Annotated in this window: 21 protein-coding genes and 1 tRNA gene; 11 read left to right on the plus strand and 11 right to left on the minus strand. The window is 70.6% G+C overall.

Features of this window, described 5'->3' with window-relative positions:
* Positions 1-29 precede the first annotated feature (29 nt).
* The 7 genes from JLI01S_RS09645 to JLI01S_RS09675 all read left to right on the plus strand — a co-directional run bounded on the left by JLI01S_RS09645 (position 30) and on the right by JLI01S_RS09675 (position 5,733).
* On the plus strand, positions 30-920 hold the full coding sequence (locus JLI01S_RS09645; protein WP_068263846.1) for an alpha/beta fold hydrolase: 891 nt from the start codon (positions 30-32) through the stop codon (positions 918-920).
* A 15-nt stretch (positions 921-935) separates the two neighbouring features.
* Positions 936-1,355, plus strand: a complete 420-nt coding sequence (locus JLI01S_RS09650) for a hypothetical protein (RefSeq protein ID WP_068263946.1) — start codon at positions 936-938, stop codon at positions 1,353-1,355.
* A 74-nt stretch (positions 1,356-1,429) separates the two neighbouring features.
* Positions 1,430-1,506: transfer RNA gene (locus JLI01S_RS09655), tRNA-Thr, on the plus strand.
* Positions 1,507-1,731: 225 nt separating this feature from the next.
* The gene (locus JLI01S_RS09660) at positions 1,732-2,853 is read left to right on the plus strand and encodes a glycosyltransferase family protein (protein WP_068263849.1); all 1,122 of its coding nucleotides are present in this window, start codon (positions 1,732-1,734) and stop codon (positions 2,851-2,853) included.
* Complete coding sequence (locus JLI01S_RS09665; protein ID WP_068263855.1) at positions 2,850-3,935, plus strand: glycosyltransferase; 1,086 nt, start codon at positions 2,850-2,852, stop codon at positions 3,933-3,935. Before JLI01S_RS09660 ends, JLI01S_RS09665 begins: the two co-directional genes overlap by 4 nt.
* Complete coding sequence (locus JLI01S_RS09670) at positions 3,932-4,927, plus strand: glycosyltransferase (RefSeq protein ID WP_068263857.1); 996 nt, start codon at positions 3,932-3,934, stop codon at positions 4,925-4,927. The genes JLI01S_RS09665 and JLI01S_RS09670 overlap by 4 nt, the downstream gene beginning before the upstream one ends.
* Entirely contained in the window at positions 4,924-5,733 is an 810-nt protein-coding gene (locus JLI01S_RS09675) for a glycosyltransferase family 2 protein (protein ID WP_068263860.1), read from the plus strand. The genes JLI01S_RS09670 and JLI01S_RS09675 overlap by 4 nt, the downstream gene beginning before the upstream one ends.
* 27 nt (positions 5,734-5,760) lie before the next feature.
* Here JLI01S_RS09675 and JLI01S_RS09680 read toward each other — a convergent pair whose 3' ends face one another.
* A complete protein-coding gene (locus JLI01S_RS09680; RefSeq protein ID WP_068263948.1) occupies positions 5,761-6,420 on the minus strand; it encodes a lysophospholipid acyltransferase family protein in 660 nt (219 codons plus the stop codon).
* A gap of 157 nt (positions 6,421-6,577) precedes the next feature.
* On the opposite strand from JLI01S_RS09680, the gene JLI01S_RS09685 reads away from it, so the two are divergent.
* Entirely contained in the window at positions 6,578-7,039 is a 462-nt protein-coding gene (locus JLI01S_RS09685) for a hypothetical protein (RefSeq protein WP_068263863.1), read from the plus strand.
* A gap of 22 nt (positions 7,040-7,061) precedes the next feature.
* Here JLI01S_RS09685 and JLI01S_RS09690 read toward each other — a convergent pair whose 3' ends face one another.
* From JLI01S_RS09690 to tmk, 3 genes are all read right to left on the minus strand, one after another.
* Complete coding sequence (locus JLI01S_RS09690) at positions 7,062-8,630, minus strand: alpha/beta hydrolase (protein ID WP_084349342.1); 1,569 nt, start codon at positions 8,628-8,630, stop codon at positions 7,062-7,064.
* A gap of 77 nt (positions 8,631-8,707) precedes the next feature.
* Complete coding sequence (locus JLI01S_RS09695; protein ID WP_068263866.1) at positions 8,708-9,880, minus strand: DNA polymerase III subunit delta'; 1,173 nt, start codon at positions 9,878-9,880, stop codon at positions 8,708-8,710.
* Positions 9,877-10,494, minus strand: coding sequence for a dTMP kinase (gene tmk / locus JLI01S_RS09700; protein WP_068263867.1), 618 nt, complete (start codon positions 10,492-10,494; stop codon positions 9,877-9,879). Before tmk ends, JLI01S_RS09695 begins: the two co-directional genes overlap by 4 nt.
* 60 nt (positions 10,495-10,554) lie before the next feature.
* On the opposite strand from tmk, the gene JLI01S_RS09705 reads away from it, so the two are divergent.
* A complete protein-coding gene (locus JLI01S_RS09705) occupies positions 10,555-11,895 on the plus strand; it encodes a serine hydrolase domain-containing protein (protein WP_068263868.1) in 1,341 nt (446 codons plus the stop codon).
* A gap of 24 nt (positions 11,896-11,919) precedes the next feature.
* On the opposite strand, the gene JLI01S_RS09710 is transcribed toward JLI01S_RS09705, so the two are convergent.
* From JLI01S_RS09710 to topA, 4 genes are all read right to left on the minus strand, one after another.
* Positions 11,920-12,357, minus strand: coding sequence for a pyrimidine dimer DNA glycosylase/endonuclease V (locus JLI01S_RS09710; RefSeq protein ID WP_068263954.1), 438 nt, complete (start codon positions 12,355-12,357; stop codon positions 11,920-11,922).
* A gap of 293 nt (positions 12,358-12,650) precedes the next feature.
* A complete protein-coding gene (locus JLI01S_RS09715; RefSeq protein ID WP_068263871.1) occupies positions 12,651-14,219 on the minus strand; it encodes an AMP-binding protein in 1,569 nt (522 codons plus the stop codon).
* A gap of 7 nt (positions 14,220-14,226) precedes the next feature.
* Positions 14,227-14,679 (minus strand): SCP2 sterol-binding domain-containing protein, encoded by a 453-nt coding sequence (locus tag JLI01S_RS09720; RefSeq protein WP_068263874.1) that lies wholly within the window; start codon positions 14,677-14,679, stop codon positions 14,227-14,229.
* Between the two features lie 89 nt (positions 14,680-14,768).
* Positions 14,769-17,549: a type I DNA topoisomerase gene (gene topA, locus JLI01S_RS09725; protein WP_068263878.1), complete on the minus strand. Its 2,781-nt coding sequence runs from the start codon at positions 17,547-17,549 to the stop codon at positions 14,769-14,771.
* 156 nt (positions 17,550-17,705) lie between these two features.
* Here topA and JLI01S_RS09730 point away from each other — a divergent pair, with 156 nt between their 5' ends.
* Entirely contained in the window at positions 17,706-18,500 is a 795-nt protein-coding gene (locus tag JLI01S_RS09730; protein WP_157074899.1) for a dioxygenase family protein, read from the plus strand.
* 119 nt (positions 18,501-18,619) lie between these two features.
* The gene (locus JLI01S_RS09735; protein ID WP_068263884.1) at positions 18,620-19,009 is read left to right on the plus strand and encodes a DUF4878 domain-containing protein; all 390 of its coding nucleotides are present in this window, start codon (positions 18,620-18,622) and stop codon (positions 19,007-19,009) included.
* A 69-nt stretch (positions 19,010-19,078) separates the two neighbouring features.
* On the opposite strand, the gene JLI01S_RS09740 is transcribed toward JLI01S_RS09735, so the two are convergent.
* From JLI01S_RS09740 to JLI01S_RS09750, 3 genes are all read right to left on the minus strand, one after another.
* Positions 19,079-20,590 (minus strand): N5-glutamine methyltransferase family protein, encoded by a 1,512-nt coding sequence (locus tag JLI01S_RS09740; protein ID WP_068263888.1) that lies wholly within the window; start codon positions 20,588-20,590, stop codon positions 19,079-19,081.
* A gap of 29 nt (positions 20,591-20,619) precedes the next feature.
* Positions 20,620-22,956, minus strand: a complete 2,337-nt coding sequence (locus tag JLI01S_RS09745; protein WP_068263891.1) for a sodium-translocating pyrophosphatase — start codon at positions 22,954-22,956, stop codon at positions 20,620-20,622.
* Positions 22,957-23,082: 126 nt separating this feature from the next.
* A complete protein-coding gene (locus tag JLI01S_RS09750; protein ID WP_068263957.1) occupies positions 23,083-23,436 on the minus strand; it encodes an STAS domain-containing protein in 354 nt (117 codons plus the stop codon).
* Positions 23,437-23,438 lie beyond the last annotated feature (2 nt).

The raw sequence follows: 23,438 nt of genomic DNA on the forward strand, positions 1-23,438 counted from the left end.
AAGCGCACATGTGAACTACGGTTCGACTCGTGCGCTACTACTCTCGTGACGGCCTGACCTTCGACGTCGACGACTCCGGACCCGCAGGGGCGGATCTCGTTGTCCTGCTGCACGGTTGGCCGCAGGACCGCACCGCGTGGAGCAAGGTGACGCCCCTGCTCAGCGCCACCGGCGTGCGGGTCATCGCCCCGGACCTGCGTGGCTACTCCCCCGGCGCGCGCCCGGGCAACCACCTCGACTACGTGATCACCGAGATGGTCGACGATGTCGTCGCGCTGCTCGACGAGGCCGGCGCCGAGCGGGCCCACATCGTGGGGCACGACTGGGGCGGGGCGCTCGCCTGGGCCGTGGCGGCCCGGGCACCGGGGCGCGTCGCGACCCTCACGGTGCTGTCGACGCCGAGCCCGGCCGGGATGGCGCACGGCGTGCGCTCCGGTGATCAGCTCAAGCACAGCTGGTACATGGCGCTCTTCGCGCTGCCGGTGCTGCCCGTGCTGTTCTTCCGCCTCTTCGCCCAGCAGATCCTCGAGCGGATCGGCATGCCGCGCGAGCGCGCCGCGTACGACGCTCGCCGGCTGAAGACGCCGGGCGCGGCCGAGGGCACCTTCGCCTGGTACCGGGCGGCCCTCTCCCCCACCCTGATGTGGCGCAAGCGTCGGGCGAAGGGGGCTCCCCGCCGCAGCGTGCACCGTCGCGTCATCCCCACCGCCTTCGTGTGGGGCAGCAAGGACCCGGCCTTCTCCGAGGTCTCGACCGCGCACACCGTGGAGCAGCTGCGCCGTCGTGCCGGCGACCGGCCCGAGCTGGCGATCACCCGCGAGCTGAAGACCGGCCACTGGCTGATGGAGACCCACCCCGAGGTCATCGCCGAGGTCGTCCTGGAGCGCATCGCGGACGTCGGCGACCAGCTCGCGAGCTGACGCCGGATGTCGTCCATGGCGATCGCCCGCCGGAGCCTGCTCATCGCCTCGCTCGCGATGGCCACTGCCGCGTGCGGCCGCCGGAGCGACATCCCGGCCGTGCAGGCTGCCCTGCAGCAGGCGGTCGAGTCCCTGCCCGCCTGGCGCAGCGGAAGGATCCAGTATCAGGACTCCACCTCGGCCGGGACCACGATCAGCGGGGTCCTCAGCCTCGCCGGTGACGACCGTGACGCGGCGGCGGCCAGCCTCGTCTCGGTCCTCGAGGCAATCATCCGCACGTACGTGGACCAGCCGAGGACGCGCACGGCCTTCGTGCGGGTCGAGGGGCACCCCGAGGGCGACCAGAGCACCCGGGTGACGGCGGCGGACGTCCTCGCGCCGGCAGAGGGCGCGAATGTCACCACCGACGACCTGGTGGAGCATTTCGGGCTCTGACGTGGGCCACCACCGCCCGATTCGGTCCGATGCCCCCGGATCCGTATACTCGTGCCTCGCGTCCTCGGGCGCACGCCGCCTTAGCTCAGTCGGCTAGAGCGTCTCACTCGTAATGAGAAGGTCGTCGGTTCGATTCCGACAGGCGGCTCCACCTGAAGCCCCCGGTCCTCCCGACCGGGGGCTTCGTCGTGCTCGCGGGTGTCGTACTGCAGTTCGCCCGGCCGTCCCGGCTGCGCCCCAGGAAAACTGGGGCCACACCCCCTTCGCGATCGTGAGCTGCAGTACGACACGCGAGGGGATGAATGCGCTCGGCAGGGGGTAAGTGGAAGGACTGCGGGCCATCAGCCCGCGGCATCTGGCTGCCCGAGGAGGATGGATGACCCAGCGAGCGTCACTGGAGCAAGGGAGCGTGCAGCCTGCGGACCGGATCACGGTGGCCTCCGTGCCGGGTTCGCACGTCTACGTCCGGCACATCGCTGCACTGGACGAGGAGAGGCCGACCGTCGTCCGGCTCGACGACCCTGACCCGGATGCCCCCGGCCGGTCCACCGTGGAGAAGTGGTGGCCGCCGGTCATGCTGGACCCCGCCTGGCTGCGCGAGGCGGACTACGACCTGCTGCACGTCCAGTTCGGCTTCGATGCCCGCGACCCGGCCCAGCTGGAGGAGGCACTGTCCGTCGTCGCGGAGCGGGGCGCTCCCTTCGTCTACACGGCCCACGACCTGCGCAACCCGCACCACCGCGACAGCAGCACCCACGCGCGCCAGCTCGACGTGCTCATGGACCACGCGGACGCGGTCATCACGCTGACGTCTGGCGCAGCCGACGAGATTTGGCGACGGTGGAGTCGTGAGGCGCTCGTCCTGCCGCACCCGCACGTCGTCGACTTCCCGACGATGCGCGCCCAACGTGCCCGCCGGGCCGCGGCGGGCGTCCCGGCCGACTTCCGCGTCGGCCTGCACGTCAAGAGCCTGCGCGCCAACATGGACCCGCTCGCGATCCTGCCGACGCTCGAGGAGACGGTGGCTTCCCTGCCGGGAGCCGTGCTCGTGGTCAACGGGCACCGCGACGTCCTGGACCGCGACGGAGCACGCCGCGACATCGAGTTGGCCGACCATCTCGAGGAGGCGCAGCGCAGCGGCCGTCTCGAGCTGCACGTGCACGACTTCCTCGACGACGCCTCCCTCTGGGACTACCTCGGCGGCCTCGACGTCTCGGTGCTGCCCTACCGGTTCGGGACCCACTCCGGTTGGCTCGAGGCCTGCCGCGACCTCGGGACGAGCGTCGTCGCACCCACCTGCGGCTACTACGCCGAGCAGGGGCCGGTCCTGTCCTACGAGATGGACGAGGAGGGCTTCGACCCCGAGAGCCTGTCCCGCGCCATCACCCTCGCCTACGAGGAGGGCCCCGCTGCGGCGGCAACCGTCGGGCAGCGACGGCGTCAGCGTGCCGAGATCGCGGCTGCCCACGAGTCCCTCTACCGGAGGCTCCTGTCATGAGCAGCACGTCCCGCACGCTGCGGATCTGCCTCATCGCCTCCAGCCGGTTCCCGGTCAGTGAGCCCTTCGCCGGAGGACTCGAGGCGCACACCCACGCCCTGGCGAGGGAGCTGCGGCGACGGGGTCACGCGGTGACGCTCTTCGCCAAGGCGGGATCGGACCCGGACCTGGACGTCCACGAGCTGCCCCTGGCCGTCTACACCCCTGACGAGACGGCCCGCAAGGACGTCGCTGCACCGCCGGCGACCTGGATGGACGAGCACCATGCCTATCTCGGGCTCATGCTCAACCTGATGAAGGGCGGCAGGCAGGACTTCGACCTGGTCCACAACAACAGCCTGCACCACCTGCCGGTCGCCATGTCGTCCGCTCTCGACATCCCCGTCGTCACCACTCTCCACACGCCGCCGCTGCCGTGGCTGACCTCCGCCGTCGAGTTCGCCGGCCCCAACTGCCACTTCGTCTCCGTCAGCAAGGCGACCGCCCTCGCCTGGGCGCACATCGTCTCGAGCACGGCAGTCCCCAACGGGGTCGACCTCGAGCAGTGGCGTCCCGGACCGGGAGGCGGTCCTGCGGTCTGGTCGGGACGCATCGTCCCGGAGAAGGCCCCCCACCAGGCGATCCTCGCGGCGCGACGTGCCGCGATCCCGCTGCGGCTGGCCGGGGAGGTCCTCGATCGCACCTACTTCGAGCGCGAGGTCGAGCCCCTGCTCGGCGACGATGTCGAGTACGTGGGGCACCTGGCGCACGGCGAGCTCGTGGAGCTGGTCAGGGAGGCGTGCGTCGCGCTCGTCACGCCGGCGTGGGAGGAGCCCTTTGGTCTCGTCGCCGCGGAAGCGATGTCCTGCGGCACCCCTGTCGCGGCGTTCGCCCGCGGGGCACTCACGGAGCTCGTCACCCAGGACACCGGGGCACTCGCCACGCCCGGGGACGTCCAGGGCCTGGCCGATGCCATGCACCTCGCCGCGGCGCTGGACCGACGGCAGGTCAGGCGTGTGGCCGAGATGCGCTTCTCCCACCGCGCCATGGTCGACGGCTACGAGAGCGTCTACCACGACGCACTGGAGACCAGCGGCGCGTGATCGGCTACTACGTGCACCACCACGGCTCCGGGCACCTGCACCGGGCCCGGGCCGTGGCCGACGCCTGGGGAACTGAGATCACCGGGCTGTCCACCCTCCCCCGCCCCACCGGATGGCCGGGCGAGTGGGTGCAGCTGGCGGACGATGCTCCGGTGGGCGATGCTCCCGCGGACGAGGACCGTGACGTCGCTGCACGCGATCACCTGCACTGGGCCCCGCTCGGGCATCCCGGGCTGTCCAGCCGGATGGCGCACCTCGCGTCCTGGCTGGACGCCGCGCGGCCCGGCCTGCTCGTCAGCGATCACTCCGTCGAGGTCACCCTGCTCGCACGCCTGCACGGCGTGCGCGTCGTCGGCGTCGTGCTGCCGGGTCTGCGTTCCGACCCTGCGCACCTCCTCGGGTACGGGGTCTGCGACGCGCTCGTGGCCATGTGGCCCGACGGAGCTCGCATGCGCACCGGTCTACCGCCCGAGCTGCGCTCGCGCCTGCGATGCCTTGGCGGGATGTCCCGCTTCGCCCCCGTCACGCACCCCGAGGAGCGCGACCCGGTCCCCCGGGTGGCCGTCCTGTGGGGACGAGGCGGCGACGGACCGCCCCTGAGGGAGATCGCGACAGCCCGTGAGCAGACCCACGGGTGGACCTGGACCGTGCTCGGGGGCGAGGACTGGGTGGGCGATCCCTTCACCGTCCTCCGCTCGGCCGACGTCGTGCTCACCCACGGCGGGCAGAACGCCGTCGCCGAGACCGCGGCCGCCCGACGCCCGGCCATCGTCGTCCCGCAGGCTCGCCCCTTCGACGAGCAGAGCCAGATGGGGCACGCGCTGACCGACGAAGGGTGGCCGGCCGTGGTCTGCCCCTCACTCCCCTCGCGTGGTTGGCCGGAGTTGCTGGAGCGAGTCCGGGCGCTCGACGGACAGCGGTGGGGACCGTGGTGCGACGGCCGCGCCGCCGAGCGCTTCGCCCAGGTCCTGCGCGAGGTCGATGCACCATGAGCACCGTCGCCACCGTCACCATCGCGCACGGACGCCACGGGCACCTGGCCAACCAGGCCGCGAGCCTCGATCTCGGCACCCGCCAACCGGAGCACCGCGTCGTGGTCGCCATGGACGATCCTCGGATCGATCTGCGGAGTGCGCACGTGGTCCACCTCCGCACCGGGTCCGCGGAGCTGCCTCTCGCGGCTGCCCGCAACCTGGGGGCCGAGCGTGCGCTCGACCTCGGGGCAGAGGTCCTGGTCTTCCTCGACGTCGACTGCCTGGCGGGCCCCCGTCTCGTCGAGGACTACGCGCTCGCGGTGAGCGAGGAGCCGGACGTCGTCTGGTCGGGCCCGGTCACCTACCTCCCGCCGCCTCCCGCGCACGGGTACGACCTCGCGGCACTCGAGCAGGAGGACGACCCGCACCACGGCCGTCCGGCGCCCCGGCCCGGAGAGCGAGTCCCCAACCCCAGACCAGAACTCTTCTGGTCGCTCTCCTTCGCGGTCGCGCACGACACCTGGTCGCGGATCGGCGGCTTCTGCGAGGAGTACACCGGCTACGGCGGGGAGGACACCGACTTCGGTCGTCTGGTCGAGGCCCGGGGCGCGCGCCACGGCTGGGTCGGCGGTGCCCGCGCCTACCACCAGCACCACGACGTCGAGTCGCCTCCTGTCAGGCACCTGGACGCCATCCTGCGCAACGGGGCGGTCTTCAACGATCGCTGGGGCGAGTGGCCGATGACGTCGTGGCTCCACGAGTTCGCGGACATGGGGCTCGTCGAGTGCTGTGACGGTCACTGGCAGCGGACGGACTCGGCGTGACGCCGCACCAGTGACGTGTCGGTGTCGCTAGCGCTCACTCCACATCTGCTTGGCGTGCGCGATCTCAGTACGGATGGCGTCCATGACGACGTCGGTGACCTCGCGAGCAGCAGCATCGTCGGTGCGACCGGCCCACGCTGACAGATCGAGGCGGGGGCCGACGGACAGGCACGCCGTGTGACGGTGCCAGAGGTGGTGGTGCCCCTGCTGGGGTCCCCACGTGCCGATCGGGATCACGACTGCCTCGGGGTGACGCAGGGCGAGACGAGCGGCACCGGTCCGCGCGGGCCCCGGCATCCGGTCGGGCTCAGTCGTGAGTCGCCCTTCGGGGTAGAGCGCGACGAGCGCGTCCCGGCCGAGCAACTCGGAGGCGCGGTCGAGGGCATCGCCCGCTGACGCCGAACCTCTCGCCACCGGGATCTGCCCGGTGGCTCGCGCCAGCGCGCCGACACCCGGCCAGCCGAAGACCTCCTGCATCACGAGGAAATGCGGGAAGCGGCGATGCCCGATCGCCACTCGCGCCACGGCGAGCGGGTCGCTCATCGTGAGGTGATTGGCCACGACGATCACTGGCCCGGTGCGGGGGATCCCTCCCGCCCGGAATCGCACCCGGTGGGCCACCTTGGCGATGAGCCACACCAGCACGAAGCCTGTGGCGTTCTTGACGTGCCGACGTGGTGAGGTCACCCACGCATTCTGACCCATGGGTCCCAAGAGCTGGCCCACCTTCGTCCACGAACTGCCACGTCGCACGCCGGCCCGACGGGGCCCGCCTCACGACCCTGGATCCATGGGGGATGCGGATAGCCTCACTGGAACAACCCGACTCCAGAGAGGCCCACTCATGCGCGCACCTCACCAGATCGACACGCCCTTCCCTGCTCCCGCAGACGCAGTCTTCGACAGCGCCCTCGGCGTCGTGCAGAACACGAAGAACCTGCAGATCCTCGCTGTCCACACCCAGGGGCGAAGGCTCGTGGCGCTGGAGAAGTCCAAGATGTCCAACCCCAAGATCTTCGTCGTCGGGGTCGATGAGCAGGACGGCAAGGGCCAGCTGCACGTCGTGGTCGGGTCCGACCCGCGCACCCGCAAGGCCCTGATGGACGGCAAGTTCAACAAGACGGCGGCCGGCAAGTACGTCGAGGCCGTCGAGGCTGCCGTCTCGGGCGCAGCGCCTGCACCCAGCACGCCGGTGACCAACCACTACGTGCAGAAGAAGAACCAGGTGCCGTGGGAGGACCCGACGGTGGAGCCGGACATCGACCTCGGCTTCTCGTGGCTGGGCCTCGTGGCCCACATGCACTGACGAGCCGTCCCGGACAGCACGCTCACTCCGCGCAGGTCAGCGCGTCCCCATCAGGCGTCTTGCCGGTGAGCCAGTACTGGTCCACCGCCTTGTCGACACAGTCGTTCTGCCGCATGTACGCAGTGTGGCCATCCCCCTCGTGGGTGATGAGCGCGGAGTCTGCCAGCTGGTCGTTGAGCTGCTCGGCCCACTCGTAGGGAGTTGCCGGGTCGCGGGTGGTGCCGACGACGAGGATCGGGTCGGCTCCCTTCGCGTCGACCGTGTGGGGCGTGTTGGTCGCCGCCAGAGGCCACTGAGGGCACGGGGACTCCGAGGCCAGCGCGCGGCCCCAGATCGGTGCGGCCTCGACCGCCTTGTCGATGAGCGCCGCCTTGTCGACGTCCTTCTCCCCCCGGTCGAGGCAGTTGACGGCCGGGAGCGCCTCCAGGAGGTTGGAGGCGTACTGACCGCCCGCGTCCCGACCGGCGTAGGTGCGACCGAGCTCGCTGAGCGGTCCGCCGTCACCGTCCTCGGCGCTCACGAGGGCGTCGGTCAGCTGCGACCACATGCCCTGGTCGTAGAGGGCCTGCGCGATCCCCCACGTCGCCCACCCCTCGGTCAGCTCGATGCCCGCGGAGGCCGGCAGCGGCGAGGCATCGAGCTCCTCGAGCAGGTCCTCCATGGTCCTGACGACCTCGTCGACGCTGTTGCCGAGCGAGCAGTCGTTGTCCACGCAGTCCTGGGCCCATGCCTTGGTCGCCCGATCAAAGCCCTTGGCCTGACCGATGACGACGTCCTCCGCTGTCGCGTCGGGAGGTATGACCCCGTCGAGCACGAGACGCCCTGCCCGGTCGGGGAAGAGCTCTGCATAGGTCGCCCCGAGGTAGGTGCCGTAGGACTTGCCGAGGTAGGTCAGCTTGCCGTCGCCGAGCACCGCACGGAGCACGTCCATGTCGCGGGCTGCCTCAGCCGTGGAGACGTGCCCGAGGAGGTCACCGCTCTTGGTCGTGCAGCCCTCCGCGAAGGTCTTCTGCTCCGCGTCGTCCGCCGTCCGCTCCTCCGGGGTGTCGGGCGTCGGGTCCTTGGCCAGGTAGTCGTCCATGTCCTCGTCGCTCAGGCAGTCGACCGGCGACGAGCGCGCCACGCCCCTGGGATCGAAGCCCACGATGTCGAAGTTGCGCCGGATCTGCTCGCTGACGACATAGTCCGCCGCAGCTGCGTAGTCGACACCCGACCCGCCGGGACCTCCCGGGTTGACGACGAGCGACGCCGCGGCCTCCTTCTTGGCCTTCATCCGCAGGATGGCGATCTCGATCGTCTCGCCCTCCGGGTCCTCGTAGTCCACCGGCACCTTGAGCTGCGCGCACTCCCCCGCCCCGCGCTCGCAGTCCCCCCACTCGAGCTCCTGGTCGTAGAAGGGCTCCAGCCCGTGCGTCCCCTTGGGCGGCGTCCGGTCCCCTGACGACAGGCCCGTCGGCGCGGTGTCGGGCTCGAAGAGCGAGCAGCCCGCCACCGGCAGGAGCAGTGCCACCGACATCGCAGCGACACGAAGGCGTCGTCGTGAGGTGCGAGGGACGAGCCTCGAAGGGGAGCGGCTCACGCGAAGACTCATGGCGCAGACGCTACCTGCGCGGCAGGGCCCGGCACGAAGGCGACGGGCCGCACCGACGGATGGAAGCCGCCGCCCACCTATCGACGCGCGGGCAGCTGCAGCGAGACCGCCATGGCCTCGAGCGCGAGGAGCGGCGCGACATTGGCCGCGATGCGATCGCGAGCGGTGGCGATCGCCTCCATGGCGATGAGCAGGCCCTCGCCGCTGAAGGAGCGCGCAACCTCCTCGACGACCGGCCTAGCGTCCTCGTTGACCAGGGCCACGGGTGACCCGGCGAGCTGGACGAGTGCGTCGCGGTAGACCGACAGCAGATCGACGAGGGCGCGGTCGATCATGTCGCGGGTGAAGCGGGTGGCTCGGGTCTTTTGCTCCTTCTCCAGCGCAGAGACCTGCGCCCGCACGTGCGGCGGCTGCGTCCGTGCGCTCGGGTCGGCGCCGAGGGTCTCGAGCAGGCGCTGCTTCTCGGCAGCACCCCGGGTCTCGAGGGTGCGATCGCGCTCCTGCTCTGCGATCTGGAGCAGGTCGGCGGCGGCCCCGACGGCGTCGGAGACCCCACGGATGCGCGCAGCCATCGTGATCGTGTCGCGCCGACGGATGCGCGCGCCCTCGTCGGTGGCCAGTCGCTTGGCCAACCCGATGTGGCTCTGCGCGGCCCGCGCGGCATAGGTGGCCATCCCGGGGTCGATGCCGTCGCGACGCTGCAGCAACTTGGCGACCTCGGCGACGGGCGGCGTGCGCAGCCGCACGTGCCGCGAGCGCGAGCGCACCGTGATGAGCACGTCCTCGAGGCTCGGGGCGCACAGCAGCCACACGGTCCGGGGCGTCGGCTCCTCGAGCGCCTTGAGCAGCGCATTGCCCGACTGCTCGGTCAGACGGTCCGCATCCTCGATGAGGATGATCCGGTAGCGACCGACGCTCGGCGACCGGCCCGCCAGCTGGACGAGGTCACGGGTCGCGGCGACGCCGATCGAGAGCGCCTCCGTGGCCAGCAGGTCGACATCGGCGTGCGTCCCGTCGAGCGCGGTCCGGCACTCCCGACAGTCGCCGCAGCCGCCGGCGGGACACAGCAGGGCCCCGGCGAAGGCCCGCGCCGCCGTGGAGCGTCCGGATCCGGGAGGGCCGGTGAAGAGCCAGGCATGGGTCATCGCGGCGGCGTCGCTGACAGCCCGCTGCAGGGTGTCGATGGTCTCGGACTGGCCGACGACATCGCGCCAGATCGGGGCCTGCTGCCCTGCTGCCGGGACGCTCACAACAGCCCCTCCTGAGCCAGCCGCTGGAGGACCTGCGCGGCGATCTCCTCGGCCCGGGCAGAGCCGTCGACGACGAGGTACCGCTCAGGGGCTCCATGCGCCATGGCGAGGAAGTGCTCGCGGACCGCGGTGTGGAAGGCGTCGGCCTCCGACTCCATCCGGTCGTGCGTGCCACCGCGACGTCGCCTCCCTTCGCTCGGGTCGACGTCGACGAGCACGGTGAGGTGCGGAGTCAGCCCACCGACGGCCCAGGACTGCAGGTCGGCGACCTCCTGCGCGCCCAGCGAGCGCCCGGCGCCCTGGTAGGCGACCGAGGAATCGGTGTAGCGATCGGTGACGACCACCGCTCCGCGGGCGAGCGAAGGGAGGATCACCTCCTGCACGTGCTGGGCCTTGTCGGCGGCAAAGATCAGCGCTTCGGCGCGCGGCGTGATGGCCTCGCCGTGCAGCACGAGGTCACGCAGCGCGGAGCCGAGCGTCGTGCCACCGGGCTGGCGGGTCACGACGACCTCGCGGCCGGCCGCCTCGAGCGCCGCCACGAGGTGACGCACCTGCGTCGACTTGCCCGCGCCGTCGCCGCCCTCGAAGGCGATGAAGTACCCACTGTCCGTCACGTCGTCGACCCTATGGCACCGGTCGGACACCCGGCGCCAGCCGGCGATACGTTGGGGATCATGAGTTTCAGCGACGAGACCACCCGAGCCCTCACCCTCCGCGCCCTGACCGCCCAGACCGACGGCCGCGTGCCGGGCCTCGCGGCCGGTGTCGCCCGCGCCGGGGCCCTGGAGTGGTCCACCGGCATCGGCTCGATCGACCTGGCCTCTCCCGGCGACGCACCGGACGCGGACACCCAGTACGCCGTCGCCAGCAACTCCAAGACCTTCACCGCCGTCGCGATCATGGCGCTGCGCGACGAGGGCCGGCTCGACCTCGACGACACCGTCGAGACGCACCTGTCCGACAGCTCGCACGCGCGCGTGACGATCCGCCAGCTGCTCTCGCACACCTCCGGGATGCAGCGCGAGCCGATCGGCGATGTCTTCGACACGATGGTCATGCCCAGCCGCGAGGAACTGCTCGCCGGCTGGTCCGAGGCCGAGCGCGTCGGCCGTCCGCACGACCGGTGGCACTACTCCAACCTCGGCTTCTCCGTCCTCGGCGAGATCATCTCCCGCCTCGACGGGTGCTCGTGGGAGGACTCGATCCGGCGCCGCATCCTCAACCCGCTCGAGATGACGCGCACCGGGACCGTCCCGGCCGGGCGGCGGACGAAGGGGTACTACGTGCCCCCCTTCGCCGATGTCCCGCTCGACGAGCCGGTCTTCGAAGCGCACGCCATGGACCCGGCCGGTGGTCTGCGCTCGACCCTCACCGACATGGCCCGGTGGGGCGGCTTCATCGCGGCCCCGGTGGACGAGGTCCTCTCCCCCGACACCCTCGAGGAGATGTGCCAGCCACAGGTCATGGCGGACACGGTCGGCTGGACCTCAGCGTGGGGCTTGGGGCTGCAGCTCGTCCGCCACGAGGGACGCACCTGGGTCGGCCACACCGGCGGTTGGCCGGGATCGATCACCGGCGTCTTCACCGAGCGGGCCTCTGCGACAACGGGGCTGATCTTCATGAACAACTCTGCACCCGTCCCGCCCGGCACCGCAGCCATCGATCTCGGCACCATCGCGATCGAGCGTGAGCCCGTCGTCCCCGAGCCCTGGCAGCCCGGCACCACCGTCCCCGAGGAGCTCGTCCCGCTGCTCGGGCACTGGTACTCGGAGGGATCCCACTTCGTGCTCTCGGTGCGGGAGGGCAAGCTCGAGGCACGCGTGGCAGGTCAGCCCAAGGAGCAGCCGCCGTCGGTCATCGAGCCCGAGGGCCCCGACCGCTACCGCACGATCTCCGGTCGTGAGAGCGGCGAGCTGCTGCGGGTCCAGCGCGATGCGTCTGGTGCGGTCAGCCACTTCAACTGGGCGACCTACCGCTTCACCCGCGAGCCGCTCGCCTTCGGCGCCTGGCTGTGAGCCGGGTCCGGCCCTGAGCCGACCTCACGGCAGGACGGCCCGCTCCCACGAGGCGATCGGGCCGTCCACGACGTCGAAGATCGGGTGCGCTCGCACCGGCTCTCCCTCCAGACGCGCGGCCCACTCGGGGGCTCGCTCGCGGCACTTGGCGAGCAGGTGGGCCCGCTCGAGGTCGAGCTGTCCTGCGGTGACCGTCATGCGCAACGAGGGGTTCGGCTCCCCCACGAGGCGTGTGCGGTCGAAGCGGTAGCCCCGCTGGTCCGCCTCGCCCGCGAGTCCGGACAGCCAGGTGACGACGCCCGTCACTGGCTCGTCGAGGTCGCGGAAGCGCTCGAGCTGCGGGTGGCGGGTGTAGCCCTTCGTCCGCCCGAGCAGCACCGCCTGGGCGAGCAGGCCCTCACGCCAGCCCGAGACCAGCGCCGCCCGGTCCAGCTGGCTCGGATCCAGGCTCCACAGCCGCATCGCCACTCCGATCCTTCGTAGTTGCGTGCGGGTACGACGTGCACCTCGCGTCGCCTCGTGCCGGCGAGTCCCGGATTTCCGGGGAACGCCATCACGACTGCTCGACAGGTGCACGTCGTACCCGCAAGTAGCCAGATGGAACCGGAGAAGAGGGCGAAGGCGAGGGGATGCCCGACTCATGACTCAGGCCGGGCTGTCGATCCCGCGAGGTGCCCGACCAACGACCCGGCCTGAGCCCTAGGGCCGACACCACATCTTCGCCCCCAACCAGCGAGACCGAAGAGGAGCTCACCTCACGCGAAGTGCTTGCGCAGCTCCCGGTTGAGGATCTTGCCCGTCGCGTTGCGCGGTAGCTCATCCATGAAGACGACCTCGCGCGGGACGCAGTGGCGGGCCCGGTGGGCGCGCACGTGGTCCTTGAGCTCGTCGGCCGACAGCTCGTGCCCGTCGTTGAGCGCGACGAAGGCCGCGAGCCGCTGGCCGAAGTCGGGGTCCGGGACACCGATGACCGAGATCTCGCGCACGGCAGGGTGCTCGGCGAGCAGGCCCTCGACCTCGATGGGATAGACGTTTTCGCCGCCGCTGACGATCATGTCGTCGTCACGGCCGTCGACGAAGTACAGGTCGCCCTCGACATGCCCCATGTCGCCGGTCGAGACGAGCCCGTCGATGAAGTCCTTGGTGTTGCCGTTGGTGTACCCGTCGAAGACGAGCTCGTTGCCGCAGAAGATCCGACCCTTGTCGCCCGGGGCGACCTCGCGTCCGCCCTCGTCGAGGATCTTGACGACGGTGCCCAGGGGCGGGGTGCCAGCGGTGTTGGCGTTGCGCCGCATGTGCTCCGGGGTGGCGATGCAGACCCAGGAGGCCTCGGTGGACCCGTAGAGGTTGTAGAGGACGTCGCCGTACTCGTCCATGAACTTCGTCGTGAACCCGGATGGGTAGGCCGAGCCGGAGGTCGCGACGACGCGCAGCCTGCGCAGCGAGCCAGCGGCCGGGTCGCTCGGCAGCTCCATCATCCGCTGGAGCATGACGGGGATGGCGAACATCGCGTCGGGCTGCATCTCGTCGAGCGCAGCGCGCGCAGCCTCGGGCTGGAAGCGGCGCTGCAGGATGATCGTGGCGCGCAGCGCCATCGACAGCTGCATCGCGGCGTAGCCCCACGTGTGGAAGATCGGCGCGGAGATGAGGATCCGGTCGTGCGCCTTCAGCGGGATCCGGTCGATGATGGAGATGAGCGGGCCGAAGCCGCCCGGGGTCTTGCGGGCAGCACCCTTGGGCGTGCCGGTCGTCCCGGACGTGAGGATGACCGTGCGGCCCCCCTTGGCTGGGACGGGAAGGGAGTCGGGCCGCGCGGTCTGCTCGACGCGGCGGGCCAGCTCGGTCTCGGTGACCTTGGGCATCGACTCCGGCAGGTGCGAGACGACCTCGGCGAACTCGTCGTCGTGGATGAGCGCCTTGATCCCCTGCTGCTCCGTGACGACCGCCAGCTGCGGCCCGGCCAGACCGGTGTTGCCCAGCACCAGGTCGATCCCGACGGCGGCCGTGGCGGTCATGACCTCGATGGCCTGCACGTGGTTGCGGGCCAGCAGACCGATGCGGTCGCCGGGGCCGAAGCCCATCTCATCCAGGATGACCGCGATCTTCTCGGAGTTGGCCAGCAGCTGCGCGTAGGTCGTCTCCCCACGGGTCTCGTCGATCACCGCGATCGTCTCCGGGGAGCGGTTGGCGGCCTGGCGCAGCTCGCCGGCGAGGCCGAAGCCCCACTTCTTCAGGGCAGTGAGCTGCTTGACCTGGGCCACAGGGGGCCCGGGGTTGAGCATGCCGCGCTTGGCCATGGTCTTGGCGATGATCAAGGGGTTCATTGCAGTATCAGGCCTTCGGGATGTCGAAGAGGGTGGGGAACTTGGCGGCCGTGGCGATGTCGCCCTTGACCTTGATCTTGCCGCGCATGACGAGCATCGTCGGGTTGCCTCGACCGGTGGCGATCTTGGTGAACTCCGTCGGCGCCATCATCAGCGACGCGTCGAACTGCTCGCCGGGCACGTCCGAGACCTTGCAGGCCCCGTTGTCGATGACGATCTCGTAGGTGTCGTGCGGGCGCTCATCGGGGCCGCCCGTGATGCGGAACTGGATGACGCTGCTCAGCCCGCCCGCCCTGTCGGGGCGAAAGAGCTCGGGAAACCGCGCAAAGATCGCGTCCAGGATCGGCAGACGGTGCTCGCCGCGCATCACCTCGGCGATCTCCTGGTCGGACATGGCCTTGACGGTCTGGGCGAACTCCTGCGGAGTCATCGTCTCGAAGGTGGACGGGTCCAAGTCCATGTGGCAGCTCCTCTGGTGCGCGGTCGAGGCGACCATACCCACGAGTAACGAGCCCGGCAACGGTGTCCGCTGCCGGGCTGTCCCCCGGATCAGGCCTTCTTGGCCGCCGTCTTCTTGGCGGTCTTCTTGGCTGCCGTCTTCTTCACGGCCTTCTTCGCGGCCTTCTTGGTCGTCTTCTTCGCCGACTTCTTGCGGGTGCTGGGCCCCTTCGCGCGCTTCTCCGCGATGAGCTCATAGGCCCGCTCCGCAGTGAGCGTCTCGGGCTCGTCGTCGCGGCGCAGCGTGGCATTTGTCTCACCGTCGGTGACATAGGGACCGAAGCGTCCGTCCTTGACGACGACCTTCTTGCCGCTCACCGGATCCTCGCCGAACTCGGCCAGCGGCGGTTTGGCAGCCGCCCGCCCCCGCTGCTTGGGCTGGGCGTAGATCGCCAGCGCCTCCTCGAGCGTCATCGCGAAGATCTGCTCCTCGGTCTCGATCGAGCGCGAGTCCGTCCCCTTCTTCAGGTACGGGCCGTAGCGGCCGTTCTGCGCGGTGATCGGCACCTCGCTCTGCGTCTCGGTGCCGTCCTCGGCCGTCGTGGTCTCGGTGACGGTGCCGATGGTGCGGGGAAGGGAGAGCAGGCGCAGCGCCTGCTCCAGGTCGACCGTCGCCGGGTCCATGCTCTTGAAGAGGGACGCCGTGCGCGGCTTGACCTTGGCCTTGCCGCGCTTGGGCTTCTCGTCCGCGGCCTCCTCGAGCACTTCGGTGACGAAGGGCCCGTAGCGGCCGTTCTTGACGATGACATCGCGACCGGTCTCGGGGTCCTGCCCGAGCACGCGACCGTCATCGGCCGCGGCCACGAGGAACTCGCGGGCCATCGCGGGCGTCAGCTCGTCGGGCGCCACGTCGTCGTTGATCGTCGCCCGCTTGGTCGCCGGCGTCGTCGTGCTGTCGTCGGTGACCTCACCCGTCGCGGGGTCGACCCCCTTCGGCACGACCTCCTCGACGTACGGGCCGTACCGACCGACCCGGACCACGACCCCGTCACCGATGTCGATCGTCGAGATCGCGCGAGCGTCGATGTCGCCCAGGTCGGAGACGAGAGCGGCCAACCCTTCGCTGCCCTGGTCGTCGCCGTAGTAGAAGCGCTGCAGCCAGGCCACCCGCTCGGCAGAGCCGGAGGCGATCTCGTCGAGGTCCTCCTCCATCGACGCCGTGAAGCGGTAGTCGACGAGGCGGCTGAAGTGGACCTCCATGAGCCGGGTGACGGCGAAGGCGAGCCAGGTCGGGGCCAGCGCGCTCCCCTTCTTGCGCACGTACCCGCGGTCCTGGATGGTGCTGATCGTCGAGGCATAGGTGGAGGGGCGGCCGATGCCGAGCTCTTCCATCTTCTTCACGAGGGAGGCCTCGGTGTAGCGGGCCGGCGGCGAGGTCTCGTGGCCGGAGGCACTGGCGTCCGCGACGTCGACAGCGGCACCCTCGGAGAGCTTGGGCAGGCGCGCCTCGCCGTCCTTCTTCGCCTCGCGCGGCTCGTCCGTGCCCTCCTCGTAGGCGGCCAGGAAGCCCTTGAAGGTGATGACGGTGCCGGAGGCGGAGTACTCGGCCGCCTTGGCGACCTCGCAGCCGCCGAGGTCGGCGCCCAGCTTGATCGTCGCCGTGGAGCCCTTGGCATCGGCCATCTGGGAAGCGATCGTGCGCTTCCAGATCAGCTCGTAGAGCTTGAACTGCTCGCCGCGCAGCTCGCCGGCCACCTGGGCCGGCGTGCGGAAGCGGTCACCTGCGGGGCGGATCGCCTCGTGCGCCTCCTGGGCGTTCTTCGACTTCTTGCCGTAGACGCGAGGCGACTCCGGGACGAAGTCGGCGCCGTACATGTCCCGGGCCTGGCCCCGAGCGGCCGAGATCGCGGACCCCGACAGGTTGGTGCTGTCGGTACGCATGTAGGTGATGTAGCCGTTTTCGTACAGCTTCTGCGCGACACCCATGGCCGCCTTGGCGCCGAGGCCGAGCTTGCGGCCGGCCTCCTGCTGCAGCGTCGACGTGGTGAAGGGGGCGTACGGCCGGCGGGTGTAGGGCTTCTCCGTGACGGAGGAGACGGTGACGTCCGCGGCGATCGTGGCCTCGGCGACCGCGGTCGCGGCCCGCTCGTCGAGCTGGCGGGCGTTGCCCTTGAGCGCGCCGGTGTCATCGAAGTCGCTGCCGGTGGCGACCTTGGTCCCGTCGAGCGAGGCCAGCCGGGCGGCGAAGGGGGCGGAGGAGGAGCTGAACTTGCCCTCGACGCTCCAGTACGAGGCAACCTTGAAGGCCATCCGCTCGCGCTCACGCTCGACGACGATGCGGGTCGCGACGGACTGGACACGACCGGCGGACAGGCCGGCCTTGACCTTGCGCCACAGGACGGGTGAGACCTCGTAGCCGTAGAGGCGGTCGAGGATGCGACGCGTCTCCTGGGCGTTGACGAGGTCGATGTCCAGCTCACGGGTCTCCTCGACGGCGCGCTGGATGGCCTCCTTGGTGATCTCGTGGAAGACCATCCGCTTGACGGGGACCTTGGGCTTGAGGGTCTCGAGGAGGTGCCAGGCGATGGCCTCCCCCTCGCGGTCCTCATCCGTGGCGAGGTAGAGGGTGTCGGCGTCCTTGAGCAGGCGCTTGAGCTCGGCGACCTTCTTCTTCTTGTCCGGGTCGACGACGTAGAAGGGCTCGAAGCCCTCCTCGATGTTGATCCCGAAGCGGCCGAAGGGGCCCTTCTTCATGTCCGCCGGCATCTCGGAGGGGGTCGGGATGTCGCGGATGTGTCCCACCGACGCCTCGACGACGTAGTCCTTGCCGAGGTACCCGGCGATGGTCTTGGCCTTGGCGGGGGACTCCACGATGACGAGCTTGGTGGTCATGCGTGCCTCATTCCTGACCCCACGTGCAGCGGATTCGTCGCTGCTTCGACGTCGGGGTGCATCTGGCGCCGACCGTACTACGAGCCGTCCACCCCCTTCGCAACGCGGGTGGGGCGGGACGGCCTCTTCTTGATTTTAATTGTAGGTACAAGTATTATGGCTGGCATGACACCTCCTCCCGTGCTCTTCCTGTCCCATGGCGCTCCCCCGCTGGCCGGCGACGCGCGCTGGACCGCCGAGCTGGCCCGCTGGTCGGGCTCCTTCGAGGCGCCGAAGAACATCCTGATGATCTCCGCGCACTGGGAGGACGCTCCGGTGACGGTCAGCCCGACGCAGCGCAAGGTGCCGCTGACCTACGACTTCTGGGGGTTCCCGCAGCACTACTACGACGTGCAGTACGACGCTCCCCTCGCTCCCGACCTCGCCGACGACGTCTCCGGCCTGCTCCGGGCGAAGGGGGTCGACGTCCAGCGCGACGAGACCCGCGGCCTGGACCACGGCGCCTACGTGCCGCTCGTCGAGATGTACCCCGACGCGGACGTCCCGGTGCTGCAGATGTCGATGCCGACCCTCGACCCGCACGAGCTGGTCGAGCTCGGCCGCGCGCTCGCTCCCCTGCGTGAGCAGGGCACGCTCATCGTCGGCTCGGGGTTCACCACCCACAACCTGCGGTGGTTCAACCCCCGTGCCGGCGCGGACACCGCCCCACCGACCGCCTCCAGCGAGTTCGACCACTGGGCTGCCGAGACCGTCGACGCCGGCGACCTCGATGCGCTCGAGCGGATGCTCGAGGTTGCCCCGGCCGCCCACGAGGCGCACCCGCGCACCGAGCACTGGGCCCCGCTCTACGTCGCGGCCGGCGCGGCAGAGGCATCGGGTGCCACCCAGCGGACCACCGCTGTCGACGGCTTCTGGTTCGGTCTGTCCAAGCGCTCGTGGCAGTTCAGCTGATGTGAGCGGCGCCACCTGCGCGGGGCAGTGCTCCCCATCGCAGCGTCGCACCGTCCTCGTTAGGGTCGTCCCCAGTACCGCCTGGCGCACTGCCGGGCCACGACGGGGAGGACCCACCCATGAAGAAGTTCGCCACCATCATCGCCACGAGCGGCCTCGTCCTCGGTCTGGCCGCGTGCGGCAGCAGCCCGGAGGACGACGCAGAGAAGGCGGTCACCGACTTCGCCCAGGCCTTCGAGGACAAGGACTACGAAAAGGTCTGCGACAGCATCGACCCCGCCATGGTCAAGACCATGGAAGAGGGCGGCATGGACTGCGTCGACGGCATGAAGGCCGGCGGTGACGAGGCCGCTGGCGAGATCAACGCCGACGACATCGAGATCCTCTCCTCCGAGGTCGCCGAGGACGAGAAGACCGCCACCGTCAAGGTCAAGAACAGCAAGGGCGAGGAAAACGACGTCAAGCTGATCAAGGCCGACGACGCGTGGAAGATCTCCATGGGGTCATGACCTGACCGGCCCGAGCGTCTCGGGCCTGTTGACGAAGGGCGGCCGGGTCTCCGGCCGCCCTTCGTCGTCTCACTCCGGCAGCAGCAGACCGTCCGCGGCCAGCCGCCGCACGAGAGCGGCGCCTGCCGCGAGCGACTCCCCGGTCGGCAGGTCGAGCAGCGCCGAGATGGCCGTGAGCGACTGGCGCGCGGTGAGCTCACCGTCGCTCACCGAGACCAGCGCAGCGTCCAGAGTGTCGAGGCGGATGGAGCGGGCCAGCCCGCCGCCCTGCCGCAGGACGATGACGTGGGGGTCGGTGGCGCCGGGTGCTGCATGCGTCTCGGTCGTCACGTCGTCCGCGCAGCGCCACGCGGTGTCGAGCAGCGCGTCGTCGTCGAGCCCCGCGAGGCGGTCCCGAGCGAGGAGACCCGCCGCGATGGTCGGTCCCATCGGGGAGGCCACCGGCCCGGTCAGCTCGACGAGGTCGACGAAGGGGGTGCGCTGCGTCGTCGGCTTGTGCAGCGTGATGATGCCGAAGCCGATCTGCTCGACGCCGCGCGCCGCGAAGTCGTCGAGCCAGGCGCCGACGAGCGCCTCGTGCTCACTGGTCCCGGGCAGGTGGCCGCCGTCGCGGGACCACAGCTCGGCGTACTCCGCCGGGTCCTGCACATCGCGCTGCACGACCCAGGCGTCGAGCCCGCTGGCCGCGGCCCACTCCCCCAGTCGCTCGCGCCAGTCCTGCCCGGCCGCGGTCTCCCAGTTGCCGAGGAGCTGGGCCACGCCACCGGGGGCGAGGTGGGCGCCGACCCCCTTGGTCAGCGCCTCGACGACGGCGTCACCCGCCGCGCCGCCGTCGCGGTACTCGTAGAGCGGCACGCCCGCGGTCCGCGGTGTGATGACGAAGGGGGGATTGCTCACGATGAGGTCGAAGGACTCGCCCGCGACCGGCTCGAGGAAGGAGCCCTCGCGCAAGTCCCAGTCGGCCTGGTTGAGCGCTGCGTTGAAGCCCGCATAGCCCAGCGCTCGTCGTGACAGGTCGGTGGCGACGACGGCGTCGGCGTGGCCGGAGAGATGCAGCGCCTGCACCCCGCAGCCGGTGCCGACATCGAGGGCCCGGGCCACCCGAGTGCGTGGGGTCCACGACGCGAGGGTCGAGGAGGCCCCACCGATGCCGAGGACGTGGTCGACGGGCAGCGGCCCGGTCCGGGTGTGGTCGGTCGGGTCGGAGGCCACCCACCACGAACGGCCTTCGTCGTCGCCGTAGGGCCGCAGGTCGCACGTCGCGACGACGTGGGCACCGTGGGGCTCGACGATGCCGAGCGCGACCGCGCCGGTGACCCCGGTGCGAGGCAACGCCCGCGCGAGATCGTCTGCGGCCGTGGGCAGCCCGAGCCCGAAGCACCCGATGAGCACCCCGAGCGGGTCCCGGGCCCCCGCGACCGCGCGTCGGGCCGGGAGCGTCTGCTCACGACCGAGCGCGTGGGTGGCCAGGTCACCGAGCCGCTCCCGGACCTCATCGACGCCGAAGGGGGCATCAGCGAGGTCCTGCCGGAGGGAGTCGAGCAGGGCTGGGTCGGTGCGCGGGGTCGCCGTGGAGGTCACGTGCCCGACCCTAGCCCCGCTCGCCCGGCTCAGACCCGCTCGACCGCGGCCTCACCCTCGGTGCTGCTCATCGCCACGTCGTCGCGCTTGGTGATGACCAGGGCGACGACGACGATGAACAATGCCGCGAGAGCGATGCCCCAGCGGATCAGCTGGTCGGTGCTGTCCCCGAGGTAGAGGGTGATGATGGCCGGCGCGATGAGGACGGCGACGAGGTTCATCACCTTGATCAGCGGGTTGATGGCCGGACCGGCGGTGTCCTTGAAGGGGTCGCCGACGGTGTCACCGATGATCGCGGCCTCGTGTCCGGCCGAACCCTTGCCACCGTGGTTGCCGTCCTCGACGATCTTTTTCGCGTTGTCCCATGCCCCACCGGAGTTGGCGAGGAAGACGGCCATGAGGGCACCGCACGCGATGGCTCCGGCGAGGAAGCCGGCGAGCGCCCCGATGCCGAGCCCGAAGCCGACGATGATCGGTGTCAGCGCCGCGAGCAGGCCGGGGGTCGCGAGCTTGTTCAGCGAGTCACGGGTGCAGATGTCGACGACGCGCGCGTACTCGGGCTTTTCCGTGCCCTCCATGATCCCGGGGTGCTCGCGGAACTGGCGACGGACCTCGTGGACGATCGACCCGGCGGCGACGGTGACGGCATTGATCGCCAGACCGGAGAAGAGGAAGACGACCGCGCCGCCGAGGAGCACGCCGACGAGGACCCCGGGCGAGACGATCTGGGTGTTGACCATGAGCTCGAGGTCGGCGATCCGTTGCGGGCTGACCGTGCCCTCACCGATCCCGCTGAGCGCCGAGCGCCAGGCATCGGTGTAGCTGCCGAAGAGCGCGGTGGCGGCGAGCACCGCCGTGGCGATGGCGATGCCCTTGGTGATCGCCTTGGTCGTGTTGCCGACGGCGTCGAGCTCGGTGAGGATCTGCGCCGCCTCCTCGTCGACGTCACCGGACATCTCGGCGATGCCCTGGGCGTTGTCGGAGACGGGGCCGAAGGTGTCCATCGCGACGATGACACCGACCGTGGTCAGCAACCCGCAGCCCGCCAGCGCGATGAAGAAGAGGCCGAGGACCACGGACGAGCCGCCGAGGAGGAAGGCGAGGTAGATGACGACGGCGATCGTCACGACCTTGTAGACCGCCGACTCGAGGCCGAGGCTGATGCCGGAGAGGATCACGGTGGCCGCCCCGGTCTCGGTGGTGCGCGCGACGTCCATCGTCGGCCGCTTGTCGGTGCCGGTGTAGTAGCCGGTCATCCGCAGGATGACCGCGGCGAGGACGATCCCGAGGATCACCGCGAGCAGGGCAGCACGACGCGGGTCGCCGACGAGCTGGGCGACGGTCTCGTCCGTGGAGCCGAGGTCGGCGTAGGCGCCGGGCAGGTACAGGTAGGCCGCGCCAGCGCACAGCACGGCCGAGATGACTGCCGAGATGTAGAAGCCCCGGTTGATGGCGTCGAGCGCTGACTCGCCTGCGCGGGCCTTGGTGATGAAGATGCCGATCATCGCGGTCACCGCCCCGATGGCGGGGATGAGCAGGGGGAAGACCAGCCCGTAGGCGCCGAAGGCCGCGGAGCCGAGGATGAGCGCCGCGACGAGCATGACGGCGTAGGACTCGAAGAGGTCTGCGGCCATGCCCGCGCAGTCGCCCACGTTGTCGCCCACGTTGTCGGCGATGGTCGCCGCATTGCGGGGGTCGTCCTCGGGGATCCCGGCCTCGACCTTGCCCACGAGGTCGGCGCCGACGTCGGCGGCCTTGGTGAAGATGCCACCACCGACGCGCATGAACATCGCGAGCAGCGCTGCGCCGAAACCGAATCCCTCGAGCACCTTGGGTGCGTCACCCCGGTAGACGAGGACGACGACCGCGGCACCGATCAGCCCGAGCCCGACGGTGAACATGCCGACGGTGCCTCCGGTGCGGAAGGCGATGCGCATCCCGTCGTCGCGCCCGGTGGAGCGAGCCGCCTCTGCCACACGGACATTGGCCTTGACCGCGAGCGACATCCCGAGGTAGCCGATGGCCGCGGAGAAGGCGGCGCCGAGGATGAAGAACCCGGATCGGCCCCATCGCACGGCCTGCGAGTCGGCCGGGAGCAGGAGGAGCAGCAGGAAGACGAGGACGACGAAGACGACCAGGGTGCGGAACTGCCGCCGCAGGTAGGCGTGCGCCCCCTCCTCGACCGCCCCGGCGATCTCTTGCATGCGCTCGGTGCCGGCTCCGGCAGCGAGCACCTGCCCCCGCAGGACCACCCCCAGCACGAGGGCGACGAGACCGACGACGGCGACGCCGCCGACCAGCCCCAGGTTGGCTCCGCCCAGCTCGATCGATGAAGCGCTGATCACGGTCGTGTGCGTGCCTGCCATGCCATCCTCCTTGATGGACGCGGGTCACGGCCGGACCGTCGTCGTGGCGGCACGACCGTTGGCCCACACTACTGCTCAGCAGCCTCCGCGGGGCGGAGCGAGCGCACCGACTGCGTCAGTGCGCGATCAGGCGCTGACGGCCCCCGCCGCACGGACGGCACCCTCGAGGTCGGGATGGATGTCGATGAGCCGGTCGAGGCCGGTGATGGTGAAGACGCGCAGCACCCGCTCGTGGGACACGACGACGGTGAGCGTCCCGCCGTGGCGGGTCAGCTTCTTCAGCCGGCCGACGACGATGCCCAGCCCGGTGGAGTCCATGAAGGTGACGCCCCCGAGGTCGAGGGTCAGACGGCGGCGTCCATCGGCGATGAGCGCCTCAAGGGCATCGCGGAGCACGGCGGCAGAGGCCACATCGATCTCACCACTGACGTGGACGATGTTGACCTCTCCGGCTTCGCTGGTCGTGACGGAGATCGGCATCC

The organism is Janibacter limosus NBRC 16128, assembly GCF_001570985.1.
Lineage (GTDB): Bacteria > Actinomycetota > Actinomycetes > Actinomycetales > Dermatophilaceae > Janibacter > Janibacter limosus.